Consider the following 14437-nt stretch of genomic DNA (forward strand, 5'->3'; position numbering starts at 1 on the left):
GTGCCCAATGGGCCGTATAAAAATCTTAACTGGTTCTTTTAATATTTAGCCGAGTTTCTTTAATAAGATCTCAGAAAATAACTTTGGCGAATTGCTGAATGCGTCAATCGTGCTACCGGCAATATGCGGTGTTATCGTGACGTTATTCAACGTATAAAACGCGCTAGCGTCCGGCAAAGGTTCATCATCAAAAGTATCCAATGCCGCACCCATAATTTTTCCTGCCTGAAGTGCGGCAATCAGATCCTGTTCGTTGATTAACCCTGAGCGTGCCGTGTTGACAATAATGGCGCTTGGTTTCATTAGCTCAAAATGATGGGCGTTGATCAGGTTTTCGGTTTCCGGCGTCATGCGGGCGTGTAGCGACACGACATCCGCCCGCTGAACCAGTTCGTCCAGCGAGTCCACCTTTTCATAGCAATCGTGCCCGGAGACGTATTTATCATAAAAGATAATCTCGCTGCCGAAACCGCGCAGGAACCCGGCGACCAGCTGGGCGATGTGCCCCAGCCCGACCAGACCGACCACTTTACCGCCTAGTTCAGGAATGGCCTGGTGGTTAGGGCTGTCTTTGCGCCAGAACTTATCGCGCAGCGCGTCGTGCGAACGGGCGATATTGCGCATTTCCGCCAGGATCATGCCGACGGTAAACTCCGCTACGCTGCGGGCGTTGCGCCCCGGCGTGTTCATGACCTCAATTCCGCGGGTTTTCGCCACTGCCTGGTTGACGTTTTCAATTCCGCCGCGCAGCACGCCCACATACTTGAGCTTTGGCAGTTTATCGAAAACTGCCGCATTAACCGGGGCGAACTGGGTTATCAGGATCTCAACGTCCTCAGCCCCCTGGAGCAGGGCGGCGGGCAATGCCACCGCTTCAGCGCCTTGTTGCTCAACTTGTAAATTGTCCTCCTGTAGCTTTTCGATTGATTCATGCGACCATTCGCGAACTTCCACCTCGATACCTTTATCTTTAAGCGCTTTCAGGCCTGCGTCCATCATCGCTGCATTGATAAAAAGATCGGCAATTGCCAGACATTTCATAATGATTCTCCATAAATTAACGCATCAACATACCGCCGGTGACATCCAGAGTTGCTCCCGTCATATAGCTGGTTTTAGGAGAAACCATGAAGACCCCAATGTCGGCAATTTCCTGCGGTTGGGCCACACGGCCCACCGGAATACGGCTGACGTAATAGTCAGGGTTTTGTTCAATGTTTTTACGGATCATCGCGGTATCCATGATGCCGACGGCGATGTTGTTGACATTGATTTTTTGTTTTGCCACTTCACGCGCCAGCGAGATAGAAAAGGCCACCAGGCCCGCTTTACTGGCCGCGTAGTGGGCATGACCTGTGGTTGAGCCGTGGAAGGCCGCCTGGGAAGTAATGTTCAGAATGCTACCCGCCTGATCTTTACTCAGACAGTGATTCACAAACAGCTGGCTTAAGTGGAAGACCGCCTTCAGGTTGACATTCATCACCTTGTCCCAGTCCTGCGGCGTGATTTCGGTGACATAGCCACTCAGCCAGATCCCGGCGTTGTTAACCAGAATATCGGCATTACCCAACTTCTCGATGCAGGTGGCGAACAGATTCTCCCGGCTTTGCTCATCGGAAAGATCGGTTTTAACCGCAATAATCTCGACGTTGGTGATGCTTTTCACCGTTTCGACCAACTGTTCCGGGCACTCTTCATCACGCATATACGTGAAGCAGATGTTGACCCCCTCTTTGGCCAGCGAGAGGACAAACTCTTTGCCGAGTCCCGTTGCGCCGCCGGTAACGATAGCTGTGCGATGGTGTAAATTCAGATCCATACTTTCCTCACTTAATGCGTGATGTAGTTACTGCAGCTTTTCCACGGAGACTGCATTTCCGATAACAGGTTTTTGTAGAGCTGATACTTATCCTGATAGACCTTGTTGTTGTCCGGATTAGGGGCGACGGTGCGCGAAACGTGAACCATCTCGTTTGAGGCGGCAAAGACATCATCAAACCAGCCAACCATCACTGCTGCGGTCATCGCGGTGCCCAGCGTGCCATGCTCTTTAACGTCAACAATCTCCAGAGTGGACTGGAAAATGTCGGCAAAGACCTGTAGCCAGACCGGGGAGTTGGTGACGCCGCCCGCAATACGAATGGTGCGGCTTAAATTTGGGTTGATATTGCGTAAACGCTCGGTGTGATAAAGATGACTGAACGCGACGCCTTCGTAGATTGCGCGCAGGAAATGCGCCTTTTTATGGAAACTATTGAGTCCGATAAAACCCGCTGAAGCATCCGGGATGGTGTTGGATCCAAATACAAACGGGAAGAACAACAAGTGGCTTTCATCGGCGGTGGTTGTAGAGACCAGTTCATTGCACAGCTCATAGACCGATGATCCCTGCGCCGCAGCGGTTGTGCGGTCACCTTCCATAAAGTTATTGATAAACCACTCAAGATTGCTGGCGGAAGTCGGGCTGGCCTCGGTGATTAACCATTTACCCTCAATCGGGTAGATAGAGGTCATAAACAGATCTTTATCGATAACGGGATGGTCGGTCACGTATTCGTTGATGCTCCAGGTCCCGGTGATGATCGCCAGCTTATCCAGAGTATTGATACCGGAAGCGACGGATGAAGCGGAGATATCAAAGACGCCGCCGGAGACCGGCGTTCCCGCGCATAACCCAGTTAACCGGGCTACTTCATCAGTAATATAGCCGCAGCAATCGGTAGAACGCTTAATCGGCGGAAGTTTGTCGCGTAGTTCGCCAAGACCCCACCAGGCCAGCAGCGATGAATCATAATCTCGGACGCGGACGTTGATCAGGTTGGTGCCTGAGATATCGGTGAGTTCGAGGAAGGCGTCACCAGTCAGGTAAAAACGAATCAGATCCTTGACCATAAAAATGTAGCGCGCCTTACTCAGCGTTTCAGGCTCATGGTCTTTTAGCCAGGCGAGAAGGGCAACGGGCTGCCCGGCCCAGATGGACTGCATGGTTTTTGGCAATATATCGGTCAAGAACGTTGGTTCGCGGTACCACTTTTCAACGTACGCTTTCGCCCGGCTGTCGGTGGAGATAATCCCGTTACGCACCGGCGTACCGGTTTCGTCCACCATATACAGTCCGTTGCCGTGGCCGGTCACCGCCACGCCTGTAATCTGGCTGGCGTCAATACCGGACTGGGCAATAGCTTTTTTAATCACTTCAACGTTTGCCGCCCACAGTTCGTTGATATCGCGCTCGGTATGAAATTCCTTTGGCGTTAGCATTTGCGTTGATTTTGAGGCGATGGCCACCACGTTACCGCTGCGGTCATAAATAGCCGCTTTGGTCACGGTGCCGCCATTATCAATACCCATGACATATTGTTGGTTCATTTTCGTGAACTCCTTATTAGTTACCATAATCCGGGTTCGCTGGTGGTGATACCCTTAAATCCGGCATGGAATATTTTATCGACAAGGTATTTCCGCTTAACAAAGCCTCCGGCGATGAATATCACATCAAAGCCTTTTAAATTCCGGCTAATCAATTCCAGACACTGGCAGGCATATTCAGCAGGTAAGATTTCAATGGCATCCGGCGGGTTATGCTTAACAATGTCGATGGATTGATCCAGCGAACGTGAGTCGATAAGCAATACCCGAAAGATAGTTAACAATCCCTCTTTTTTGGCATAGCGTAGGGCCGAGAGATTGGACGAAATAACACCATCAACCTTGTAGTAACTTTTTAGCAGGCCGATCCCGGCCTGGTCAGGTTTAAAACCACCTAATAGCTCTAGGTGAATAAGCACTTTTTTGCCGTTCTGATGACATTTGCCAATCAGCGACTGCAAATTACCAATATTGGCTTCGGATAACAGTACATATTCTGACGAACAAGATAATGCCTGTTCAAAATGTTTATATTTTCTAACTGAAGGAATGATGGTGTTATTTAAGAACATATTAATATCCGATGTTATTTAGCCATGTAGAGGCTGTAGGCATCTTCCGCTGTGGCATTTTCATGGATGATGGCATTCAGACCTGCTACTACTTTTGCGGGCTGTGGGTCCTGGGTAATATTGCGGCCCACTGCCACTCCTTTTGCACCAACCTGCATACAGTGCTGAACAAATTTAAAATAACCGTCGATGCCGGTTTTCGGCCCGCCCAGCGCAAGAACCGGCACGCCTGCCGCTTCGACGATGAGCCGGTCATCTTCAGTACCGGTAAAGCGGGTTTTGATAACGTCGGCTCCCAGCTCAACGGCGATGCGGGCCGACGCGGCGATAATGGCCGGGTTGTTGGAGTCATCACTGGTGACGGGGTAGCCGTACGGCAGAGATTCAACGATCAGTGGTACATTCCAGCGATCGGCGGCCTGTGCCAGCTGCATCGCCATGATGTGCGTTTTTTCTTCATTAAACGCGCCGGGGAAGGTCATACAAACCACGCCTTCAGCACCAACTTTCAGCGCATCTTCGATGGAAAAAACAGGGGTTGTATCGGGAACGGTATTATCAAAAATACTCACTGTGCTATCGACGCGTAATACAACAGGAACGCTATTGAAAACTTCACGGAAATTTTTCAACATGCCATAAGTCACCAGCGCGCAGTCCAGACCGCTTTCGACCAGAGTGGGGAGCTGGTTTATTGTATTATCAATACCATTTGTTTTGGTTGAAAAATAGTAGCCATCCAGCGCCAGCGTGACCGATTTACCATCTTTTGCGAAAATGCGAGAGAGACGACGTTCTTTAGACATTTTTTTACTCCTGAGATAGAAAAAACAAAAAAAGCCCTCAGAGACTTTCGTCTCTGAGGGCTTTCGATTCACTTACCCTTTTGATAATCGTTCAGAAATCCAAACCATTATCAATGCAATTTTTCAGCCTTTTGAGAAGGGGTTTAAATACTGTTTAATTTAAACCCGTTCTCCTGCTTGCTTAAATTACTAGCATGTCCGAGTTCTTTCTGTCTAGTCATTGTTGGCAAAATGAGATATGCATCACAAATTTAAATTGAGCTTAATCTTAATCAATTTTGTTAATTTTAGTCGATTCTGGTCTTGTCACGCTAACCTTATGTCAGGTTTTTTTCAGAAGTAAACATTCAAGGCGCATATTTTCTTAAGGTAATGTTTACCTGATTCACTATTCGGCTATTCCTGTGTTTTATTGTGCCAAACTGATGCTTTAATCCATCATTGCTGCCTGCATCTTGCAGGTCATGAGGTTTTTTATTCTGTCGAAATAAATCAATTCCTCAGGTTAACAAGAAAATTCCTAATGAATTTATTTTTAGAGCTTGCCGGGGCGCGGGCGTGTATTTTTCCAGGGTGATTTTAACATGATTTTTCTTAAGGATGTATGCAATGGACAGTGGCTGTGCGTAAATTTATACTCTGCCGCATTCATATTTTAATATACATTTAGCTCGGCATTTGTCATCTGCTTCATGGCCTAATGTATCTTATTGATAATCAGTAATTAATATTATTTTGCTCTCCGGGCAGAATATCTCTGTGGGCGGCAACGCCAAAGCAATACATCTGGAAATGTTTATTAAGGATATATAATGAAAAAGTCTCTTTTGGCAGCATGCGCTACTTCTATTCTCTTTTGCTCCGGCGCAATGGCAGCGGATCCTGTAACGGCTTCCGCAACGGCAAGCTGGGATGCCTCTGCAACAAAAGACACCACCAGCCTGCTGGTCGTTACGCCGCTGCGTTCAGTTTCCTTTGAATATGCCGAAGGTCTGAAGGCGTTTAATTCTCAGGACGGTGCGTTCGATATCACTATTCAGGGACAGGCTGGTGCTTCTGACTTCGTATTAACCTCTCAACTGGTGACTAATACGCTGAACCGCGCGGCTGATGGCTCGACGCTGGAAGTGGGGGTGGCATGGAACGGTGCAAAACTGTCTAAAACCACTCCGGTGACCATGGTTAATATTGGTAGCAATATTACTGCTGGTCTGGAAAATCTGGCTGCTGGCTATGCGGACAACGTGAACCGTACCAGCACCCAGAGTGCTTTTCTGTTTACCGTCGATTCAGCTACCTCTAATGGTACAACTGCGACGCCGTTCGCTTCCCTGGCTGACGGCTACTGGAATGGTGACGTTAAAGTGCAGTTTACCGCCGAGTGGACGCTGTAATTTCCCCATAGTTAAATCCTAACCTGCATAAAAGGAGGGGTATCCCTCCTTTATTTTAATAATGAAAAAATCATATACCTTTTTGTTTTTGACGCTGTTTCTCAGCGGTAGCGCGGCGGCCATTGGTGTCGGAGAAGTGACCTCGATAATGTTCGCCGATGACCAGATGCTGGCTAAAGAGATCGACAATGCCAGCGATTCGGCGCGGTTCGTCAGCGTCAGCGCGCATCGAATATCTACGCCGATGTCCGGCGGAAAAATCATCCCGATGGAGCAGAGCGGAGAGCTGCTCTCAACCCCGGCAAATATGATTTTACCCGCAGGCGCCAGAGAGCATTTCCGCTTTATTTATCATGGCCCTAAAGATGATAAGGAACGTTATTACCGGTTGTCATGGCTGGATGAGCCGGTGAGCGATCATCAGGCCAGCAGCAACTCACGTCACGGTTTGGCGACCACGTCGGCGCAAATTAACACCATTCTGGTCGTGGCGCCGCGTAAAGCAAATTTTAATTATCAGCATAACGGCGATACGGTGACCAATACTGGCAATGTAACCTTCAGGGTCATTTCGTATGGCCCGTGTAAGGATTCTGAAAAAAATAACGGTGAAGGTTGTCGCGAACGTTATTACGTGATGCCCGGGCTCAGCGCAAAAATAAAACAAACGCAAATGGCGAATAAACAGACGCGAATCGGCATCTGGCACGAAGGTAAATACATTCACGTCAAATAGAGAATTACAGATGTCAGGATGGTTTTTCAGAAAAGGAATGCTGCTGTCGGGATTATGCCTTGTCTGCACGGTGGATGTCTCGGCAAGTGATATCGCAGAAAAAACAAAACTGCTGCGCGTGGGTGACTATATTATTCCCCCCGTTTTTGCTGATGCGCTCAAACAAGGTATGAGGGTACCTGTTTTTATCCGCTATAAAGAGACGGAGTTGCCGATGCGCAGTCGACAAAAAATAGCCGATGCGCTGATCGCCACCGAAAATGGCGCGCTGACGATCCGCGAACTCACGCTGGTTTCCACCCCGGATAATCTCTCGCTATCTGCGCCGGTCGAGGAGATTATTAACGGGTTACAGGACCAAACGTTTTCCGACGACATGATGCTGCACCTCTCCGACGCGGCGCAGATTACCTTTGACGTCAGGGCGTTTTATCTTGAAATGACCGTGGACCGCAGCGCTCTGGCGGCAACAACCCTCGCCAGGCACAGCTCGTTGGGGAATTCTACCGCCAGTGCGCCATCAAACGTGCTCAACTATACCTTTGGCACTTATCATCACCGGTATAATGGCTATGACGGCACCAGCAGCTATCTGACTTTGGATAACACCTCGGCGATCCGCGAACACCATTTAAATCTAAACGGATCTTTCTATGGCATCGGCTCGGCCAACAGCAGCGGCAATCTTTACCGGGCAATGTATGAACGCGATATAGAAGGCAATCGCCTGGCGTTGGGGATGGTGGATACCTGGAATCTACAGTCCATCGCTAGCATGAATGCGCTTAATTCCAGCCGTATCTACGGCGTCAGCTACGGCAATAAAAGCAATTCGCGACTCGAAGATACCACCTTATCCCTGACGCCGATTACCGTCTTTTTACCGGCGGAGGGCGAGGTGCATATCCTGCGAGACGGCAAATTATTGAGCATCCAGAACTTTGCAATGGGCAGCTATGAAGTGAATACCGCAACGCTGCCGTTTGGGATTTATAACGTTGAGGTGCAGGTCATTATTAACGGTAAAGTCGCCAGCAGCCGCAACGAACAGATCAATAAGACCTATGCACGTGGTTCGAGCGTCACGGAAAGGTGGTCGTGGCAGGTGTTTGGCGGGCTGCTGGAATACCATAAAACCGACTATCGTCCGCAAAATGCCGTGCGCGAGGGCAAGCAGGAGACCTGGCTGAGCGGCGGCGCGGCTGCAGTAACGCTGCCATGGCTTGCCGGGACATCGTTCAAAACGACGCTATACGGTTTCGACAGTAACGCCGTGAATGAAAGTGAAATCGACGTGATGTTTAACGAACGTCTGCGGGCTAATCAGCAGATACTGCTGGCTAATGACGGTAGCCGAAAAAGCATCACCACCCTCAACTTGAGCCTGCCAGCCGGTTACGGCTCGCTTTGGGGCTCCAGAGAGTTTTCTCATATTGGCAACCACTTATCGCTGCGTAAAGGGGATTACTTTACTTATGGCGCGACGCTGCCTTTGCAGTCGCTGACGCCTTATCTCGGTTCATTGACCTTTAGCCGAACGGAAAACTACACCAACAAAACGCGCTATAACAACCTGGATTATTCACAGACTCTGGCATCCGGGCGCTATGGCACAGTGACCTTGAGAACCGGGGTGCAGAACTATCACTATCAGCGCGATCAGGACACCACACGGGATAAATACGTCAATCTTGACTTCTCGCTGCCGCTGGCGGCGTGGTTCAGCGCGGGCCTCTCCAGTGAAAACGGCAATATGCTGGCGAATGTGGCGCTCAGAAAGCGCTTTACTGACAGCACGATTACCCAGGCCGGTCTTTCAGCTTCTCAGCGGGTAAAAAGCAAAGAGAGCGAAAGCTACCGCAGCGATAAGCGGGCAGTTAACGGTTTTCTCAGCTACGACAGCAAATACAGCAGCGGTACACTATCAGCCACTCATGCCTCGGATAACAGCACCAACGTCAATTTCAGTACCCTGGGCAGCGTCGCCTGGACCGGGCGAGACGTGGTTCCGGCGAAGGGGAGCTTCACCTCTGGCGTATTGATCCATACCGATTTCAGCGACAACGCCACCATGACCGCCAAAATAAACGGCCAGCATTACCCGCTCAGCGGTAAGAAAAACTTTATCCCACTGCCGGCATACGGGCGCTACAGCGTGGAGTTAATGAATGACAAACGCAGCGCCGATAGCATGGATATCGTCAGCGGCAGAAATCATCAGTCAGTCCTGTACCCCGGCAATGTCGAAGTTATACGCCCGGAAATAAAACAGCTGGTGACGGTATTTGGTCGCATTCGCCGCGATAACGGCACCGTTGCCGCGCACCTCGATATTCACAACCACATTGGTAAAGGGCGCACCGATGGGCAGGGAGAATTTGCCATGGATGTTGATAAACGTTATCCGACCATCACTCTGGTCGAGAAAAACGGCTCGCGATGCGAACTTGAGCTGAATTTGCAGGAGGCGCGCGGCGCGGTGTGGATGGGCGATTTGCAATGTGAGTCGCAAATTCGTATGGCGGCGCAAGGGGAGGGGCAACATGGGACTCTGTAAATCATTTCCTGGCCTGGCGCTGAGCGTGGGCCTGTGCGTTGCATCACTTCAGTGCTGGGCGGTCACCGCCAGCAGCAGCGGCTCAGGCAAAAACGACTATATGTTTATTGAAAACCATGTCGATAACGAATATTTCGTGACTCCCGGAAGCCTGGACCCGCGCTTTACCGGCGCTAACGTCTGGACCCGCTACTCGACCAAACAGCGCAGTCTGGGATATATGGGCTACGTCAGCTGGAGCTATCGCTCCTATTACTATGACATGTGGCTATCGGACTCCCCGGTGAACTCACCGTTTATCGGGATTCGCTGTATGACGACCGGGGCTAACTGTCCAACACAGGGATATATCTCCGGTGAGGTTATTGATAATGAAGGATTTTATCATACGATGGCCGGTAGCAGCCTGGCAAACGGGGGGACCGGCTACGCCACGTTCTCCCCGGCAATGTATGAATATCTGCGTAATCGTCAGCCGGGAGAAACCGACGCTTTCGTACTGAATCTTTGTTATACAAAAACGGACTACGATGCGGCATCCGGCCAGCGTTGCCGGGATCTCGCATCCGGAGCGACATGGCGTTATTACACCATCAACGCCACCAAAGTCGGGCATTTGACGCTCAACAGCACAGGCGCGCTGGCGGAGATCTGGATTGCCAGCGATGGGACGCCCAGCGTGAATGTTGGCAGCGAACACTGTGAGGTGAGCATCGTTGCGGGCGAAAGCGGAATGACCTGTAAGATGGTGTCGTATCGCTACCGGGAAACCAAGCGCGTGACATCCTCTTTGTCATTTGAGATGGTGGTTGATACCGCTACGCTGGGCTTTAGCCCAGCGGCCAGAACGATCAAATATAGCGGCAATGGCTCAACCTGGTATAACTGGAGTTCTTCAACCACCTATTCCAATGTATTTACCGCCGAAGGTCAGTATGTTTATGTTTTCCTGTCGAAAACCTTTTTTCAGAATCTGATCCAACGTGGAATTAGCATTACCAATAATGATGAGCTGTTCACCTTTTTCTTTGATAACAGCAACACCGCGCAGTCAGGTTTTTATCAGTTTACGGCATCGAGTACGATCAATATTCTGCCGAAAGAGTACGGCATCAGTATTGTGTCAACGGATGGCAATTCTGCGCCAAAAGAGTCGGGTAATATCGGCGACCCGATGCCAATTGAATTTGAATATCAGGTGACGGTATCTTCAGCTCGTATGGCCGATGCGGTGACAGCTCAGGTGACGGGTGATGGAACGACAATTGATGGGATTTCGTACTGCCTGTTCACCTCGCAAGAGGGAGGCTGGCAGGTGCCGATCCCCGCACTGCTTTCGTACACTGCTTCTACGGGGGAAACGCTCAGCGCTCGTAATAGCTGCATCGATGCTGAGATCGACATGACCGACGCGCGCTGGACGCAAACGCCATGGAATGCGGCGATCGATGACGGCTACTTCTTCTCTACCCGCCTGAAGTTACAGTTTCCAATGGACGATCCGCGCTCAAGGCGCACGCTGGACGGCAGCGACTGGATGGGAACGGTCAACGCCAGCGGCGAGGTAAAAGTCACCGCAAAATGGCTGGGCGTCGACTGATGGCTATGCGAACGCAAGCGCCTGTCATGCTGGTGGCCGTCGCGCCGCTGGCAGTATCGGGGGCGTTTTTTAACGCTGTAATTTATGAGATGCCCTCTGACCAGACGTTTATCTCACAGCCGATGTATAACGACACGCCGCGCAATAATATGTACACGATCTCCGCATGGAAAATTGCGAAACCCGGTGCGGGGGATGAACCGGTTCTGCCCAATCAGGGCGAGCTGCTCTACGCGCCGCTGCGTTTCAATTTACCGCCGGGAAGCAGTGAATATTTCCGCCTCTATTACAAAGGTCCTGAGGATAACCAGGAACGTTATTATCGGGTGGTGTTTAAAGAGACGCCGATGACGCTATTGCCGCTCAGGGATACGCCGAAAAAAATGGATGTGCTGCCGGTGGTGGCCATGAGCACCATTCTGGTGGTCAGGCCGCGCCAGCAGCGGCTTGAATGGCAGCTTGATGAGCAAAAGGGGATACTTCACAATAGCGGAAATACGTTTTTCCGCGTGATTATTCACCAGGGATGCGCAGGTGATGACGAACGCTCCACGCAGTTTTATATGCTGCCTGGCGAACGCTATCGCGATGCTGCCTTGAGCGGGAAAAACAGAAAGTTCGTTGTGGCCAATCAACGTTACTTTACGCTAGGGAATGCCTGCGCTGAGGCTCGGTAACGTCTGATATAGCAATGTTTATTCCGATAGCAGCAGCGATTCAACTGCCAGTTGTACCAGGAGTAGCAGGACGGCAAGAAACGCAAGCCATTTCGCAGGACGAAGTTTGTTTTCCGGGATAGATGTGTTACGCAAGCGATTGAACCATTTTTTCTTTTTCATTGATGACGTCCTGTCTTTGATGTCTGTCGGCGATGTCGGCAGAAAATGAACTAATCATCTGATATTAATGGATTAGACGACAATATCCATTAATAAATTACGCTGGTTTAGGTTTCATTCAATAATTGGACTCCAATTAATATATTTAATAAATAATATTGATGGTCTGTATATAGCCGGCTATTTCAGACCATCATCCGCGTCCGATAAAAGATTAATCAGAATTCAAAGTTCATGATCCCACGGCGGATTCGCTCCTGGCCTTGAGACCGTCACTGCCGCCGCCCGCATACCGAGGTCAACGGCATGACGCACCTGCTCACGTGACAGCGTCACTAATTTGCTTTTCTCAAGGCATTGCGCCTGAGACAGGCTGGCTAAAATCCCGGCATTGACCGTATCTCCGGCACCGACGGTGTCAGCAACGTGCACGCTAACGCCGGGAACATGCAGTTTGAAGTTAGCCGTCCACGCATCAGCACCATCCGCACCACGGGTCACAACGATAAGTTTTGGACCCAACGTCAGCCAGCGGGCAATAACCTCATCTTCGCTTGCGCGCTCGCCAAACCAAGCAAGGTCTTCATCCGACAGTTTGACAATATCCGCCAGCGCTATCATCCGCATCATACGGGCCAGATGCTTCTCCCGGTCCTGGATAAAGATTTCACGGATATTGGGGTCGAGGAACATCACCCGGCGCGGGGCTTCTCTCACCATCAATGATTCATAAACGCTGCCGCACGGTTCAGCTATCAGGCTGATGCAGCCGAATAAAACGGCGGTAACGTCGTCGCCCAAATTGGGCAGATTGCTTTCTGCCAGCATTCTGCCCGCGCTGTTTTCATCGTAAAAGGTATAGCGTGCCTGTCCGTGTACCAGCCTGACGAAGGCCAGCGTCGTCGGCAGCGGCGCTCGTGTGGAAGGTGAGAAATCAACCCCGGAAGCTTCAAGAGACTGGCGCAGCATATCGCCCATAAAGTCATTTGAGAGACCAGAAAACAGGCTCACCGGCATTCCCTGGCGACCCAATGCGATCGCGGTATTAAACGCCGCACCGCCGACGCAGGGAATAAATGCTGAGGCATTCTCGCGGGTTCGACAGGGCAGCATATCGATTAAGGCTTCTCCACAGCACAGAATCATTGGTCGTCTCCTTTGCTCACTGATATGTACGGCGGCGTTTCCAGTTGATTGGCAATATGCATCCAGTTATCGGCAAATATTCCGCAGGCAGTTTTGATATCAACCCCGACAGGCAGTTCTGGGCACTCGTTTTCGCCGTTACTTCCCCAGTTGACCCATCCTGACTGACGGCGTTGGACTATCTGAAAAGCGCCGGAGGGTTGAGAAGTCCACCAGATCATTGCCCGACCGCTTGCTGAATCATATTCGACGGTTTTACTGGCCGGACCGGGAAAAATGGTTTCATCGGGCACGGCGGAAACATCCACAGGCGAATCGGTGAGTATCCACTCCCGTTCATTCAGATCGGCCCTGAGGTGCGCTCTGGCGCGGACTAAGCCAAGTCTTTCACGGATCTCAGCTTCATCGAGCACGTTCTCCCAGCGACAGAACATTCTCCAGTAAAGATCCCAGTGAGCAGATGCCATATCACAAAGCTGTTCGCGGAATTCGGCAAATTTCGAGCTTTGATTCTCTGAGGTAGTGACGGTATGGGCGACCATCGCGACCAGCTCTTCGGCGTAGGGGTCGCCTGCGCGATAGCGGGTGCCGCCGTGAGCGGCGAAGCGATCGAATACCAGCTTTCCGGGGCCGCTTTCAAACTCGTCGCCAACGGTAATTTTATTGGTCACCGAGCGTCCGTTAATCACGGTTGAAAAATCATCTACGCGGTAGCGGCGCTGAAACCAGGGGGTATTCCAGCTGAACTTCCAGTCAATAGAAAAGCGCTTACCGCGCAGTTCCGGTAATAAACCATCGGGGATCGTTCCATGCATTCGATAGTGATGATAGACCGGACCTTCTTCGATCGTTTCAATATCAACGAGGGTATGTTCAGGCGGGTTAATCAGGCCGTTTTCGGGGGTAAAGAACGGGCCGTAAAATCCGCCGATGGCATTATTTCCGGAAGGAAGGAGTTCGATGTTGTCCTCCCGGCGGCGGAAGTGGCGCAGACCCCACTTGGATGAACCCACCCCCTGAGCGGTTCCCCGGCACATTTCCAGATCAAAGCAGCCGGTATTAAGACGGGCAAAGCAATCTGCCTCTTTACCGTTCAGTTTTTGAATGCCCGTGGCCTCACGGGTTTCGGCATCAGTGCAAGGACGCTCAAGTCGTAAACGAAGCGTGCCGGTAAAGCTGACCGTAGCGATGAACGTTGTACTATTTTCCACCACCGAATGGTTAAGCCGTTGGCAAAGGATCCGCTCTCCCGTTTCGGCAGTGGCCCACCACAACGGTTCTGGCAAAATGTCCGGGATAGTGAACGTAATGGGTTCATGATCCCGAAGGCCGTTGAGCGGGTCTTTTAGCGTAATTTGGTATGTCATGGCCATATACTCCATCAGAATTTAAGCAAGCGAAAACCCGCCGCCTGAGCG

The 14437-nt window shown here is 50.7% G+C and carries 13 protein-coding genes; 5 read left to right on the top strand and 8 right to left on the bottom strand.

All coding sequences use genetic code 11. The annotated features are described in order from the left end of the window. Positions 1-45: 45 nt before the first annotated feature. The 5 genes from AC07P6_RS15075 to AC07P6_RS15095 are packed head-to-tail and all read right to left on the bottom strand — an operon-like array spanning position 46 to position 4747. On the bottom strand, positions 46-1041 hold the full coding sequence (locus AC07P6_RS15075) for a 2-hydroxyacid dehydrogenase (RefSeq protein WP_478316836.1): 996 nt from the start codon (positions 1039-1041) through the stop codon (positions 46-48). A 16-nt stretch (positions 1042-1057) separates the two neighbouring features. After that, positions 1058-1819: an SDR family NAD(P)-dependent oxidoreductase gene (locus AC07P6_RS15080; protein WP_181486264.1), complete on the bottom strand. Its 762-nt coding sequence runs from the start codon at positions 1817-1819 to the stop codon at positions 1058-1060. A gap of 11 nt (positions 1820-1830) precedes the next feature. Next, positions 1831-3369 (bottom strand): FGGY-family carbohydrate kinase, encoded by a 1539-nt coding sequence (locus AC07P6_RS15085; RefSeq protein WP_478316838.1) that lies wholly within the window; start codon positions 3367-3369, stop codon positions 1831-1833. Between the two features lie 20 nt (positions 3370-3389). Continuing rightward, positions 3390-3941 (bottom strand): glycerol-3-phosphate responsive antiterminator, encoded by a 552-nt coding sequence (locus tag AC07P6_RS15090; protein WP_478316840.1) that lies wholly within the window; start codon positions 3939-3941, stop codon positions 3390-3392. A 14-nt stretch (positions 3942-3955) separates the two neighbouring features. Further along, positions 3956-4747 (bottom strand): class I fructose-bisphosphate aldolase, encoded by a 792-nt coding sequence (locus tag AC07P6_RS15095; protein ID WP_304259009.1) that lies wholly within the window; start codon positions 4745-4747, stop codon positions 3956-3958. Between the two features lie 812 nt (positions 4748-5559). On the opposite strand from AC07P6_RS15095, the gene ecpA reads away from it, so the two are divergent. From ecpA to AC07P6_RS15120, 5 genes are all read left to right on the top strand, one after another. After that, a complete protein-coding gene (gene ecpA / locus AC07P6_RS15100) occupies positions 5560-6141 on the top strand; it encodes a common pilus major fimbrillin subunit EcpA (RefSeq protein ID WP_434658930.1) in 582 nt (193 codons plus the stop codon). Between the two features lie 61 nt (positions 6142-6202). Next, positions 6203-6877, top strand: coding sequence for an EcpB family pilus assembly chaperone (locus tag AC07P6_RS15105; RefSeq protein WP_478316841.1), 675 nt, complete (start codon positions 6203-6205; stop codon positions 6875-6877). Between the two features lie 10 nt (positions 6878-6887). Beyond that, positions 6888-9434, top strand: a complete 2547-nt coding sequence (locus AC07P6_RS15110; protein ID WP_478316843.1) for a TcfC E-set like domain-containing protein — start codon at positions 6888-6890, stop codon at positions 9432-9434. Further along, positions 9421-11034, top strand: coding sequence for a fimbrial protein (locus tag AC07P6_RS15115; protein ID WP_478316845.1), 1614 nt, complete (start codon positions 9421-9423; stop codon positions 11032-11034). Before AC07P6_RS15110 ends, AC07P6_RS15115 begins: the two co-directional genes overlap by 14 nt. 5 nt (positions 11035-11039) lie before the next feature. Beyond that, a complete protein-coding gene (locus tag AC07P6_RS15120; RefSeq protein ID WP_478317016.1) occupies positions 11040-11711 on the top strand; it encodes a fimbrial biogenesis chaperone in 672 nt (223 codons plus the stop codon). Positions 11712-11729: 18 nt separating this feature from the next. Here AC07P6_RS15120 and AC07P6_RS15125 read toward each other — a convergent pair whose 3' ends face one another. From AC07P6_RS15125 to AC07P6_RS15135, 3 genes are all read right to left on the bottom strand, one after another. Then, positions 11730-11873, bottom strand: a complete 144-nt coding sequence (locus AC07P6_RS15125; RefSeq protein WP_434658926.1) for a hypothetical protein — start codon at positions 11871-11873, stop codon at positions 11730-11732. A gap of 225 nt (positions 11874-12098) precedes the next feature. Continuing rightward, complete coding sequence (locus AC07P6_RS15130) at positions 12099-13019, bottom strand: carbohydrate kinase family protein (protein WP_434658925.1); 921 nt, start codon at positions 13017-13019, stop codon at positions 12099-12101. Next, complete coding sequence (locus AC07P6_RS15135) at positions 13016-14386, bottom strand: hypothetical protein (RefSeq protein ID WP_182238579.1); 1371 nt, start codon at positions 14384-14386, stop codon at positions 13016-13018. The genes AC07P6_RS15130 and AC07P6_RS15135 overlap by 4 nt, the downstream gene beginning before the upstream one ends. Positions 14387-14437: the final 51 nt, after the last annotated feature.

It is taken from the genome of Klebsiella sp. GFKo11 (assembly GCF_056490265.1).

Coding starts and splice junctions, on each gene's coding strand:
- ecpA (WP_434658930.1), top strand. CDS start 5,560: ATGAAAAAGTCTCTTTTGGCAGCATGCGCTACTTCTATTCTCTTTTGC.
- AC07P6_RS15130 (WP_434658925.1), bottom strand. CDS start 13,019: ATGATTCTGTGCTGTGGAGAAGCCTTAATCGATATGCTGCCCTGTCGA.
- AC07P6_RS15110 (WP_478316843.1), top strand. CDS start 6,888: ATGTCAGGATGGTTTTTCAGAAAAGGAATGCTGCTGTCGGGATTATGC.
- AC07P6_RS15120 (WP_478317016.1), top strand. CDS start 11,040: ATGCGAACGCAAGCGCCTGTCATGCTGGTGGCCGTCGCGCCGCTGGCA.
- AC07P6_RS15095 (WP_304259009.1), bottom strand. CDS start 4,747: ATGTCTAAAGAACGTCGTCTCTCTCGCATTTTCGCAAAAGATGGTAAA.
- AC07P6_RS15125 (WP_434658926.1), bottom strand. CDS start 11,873: ATGAAAAAGAAAAAATGGTTCAATCGCTTGCGTAACACATCTATCCCG.
- AC07P6_RS15085 (WP_478316838.1), bottom strand. CDS start 3,369: ATGAACCAACAATATGTCATGGGTATTGATAATGGCGGCACCGTGACC.
- AC07P6_RS15115 (WP_478316845.1), top strand. CDS start 9,421: ATGGGACTCTGTAAATCATTTCCTGGCCTGGCGCTGAGCGTGGGCCTG.
- AC07P6_RS15105 (WP_478316841.1), top strand. CDS start 6,203: ATGAAAAAATCATATACCTTTTTGTTTTTGACGCTGTTTCTCAGCGGT.
- AC07P6_RS15075 (WP_478316836.1), bottom strand. CDS start 1,041: ATGAAATGTCTGGCAATTGCCGATCTTTTTATCAATGCAGCGATGATG.
- AC07P6_RS15090 (WP_478316840.1), bottom strand. CDS start 3,941: ATGTTCTTAAATAACACCATCATTCCTTCAGTTAGAAAATATAAACAT.
- AC07P6_RS15080 (WP_181486264.1), bottom strand. CDS start 1,819: ATGGATCTGAATTTACACCATCGCACAGCTATCGTTACCGGCGGCGCA.
- AC07P6_RS15135 (WP_182238579.1), bottom strand. CDS start 14,386: ATGACATACCAAATTACGCTAAAAGACCCGCTCAACGGCCTTCGGGAT.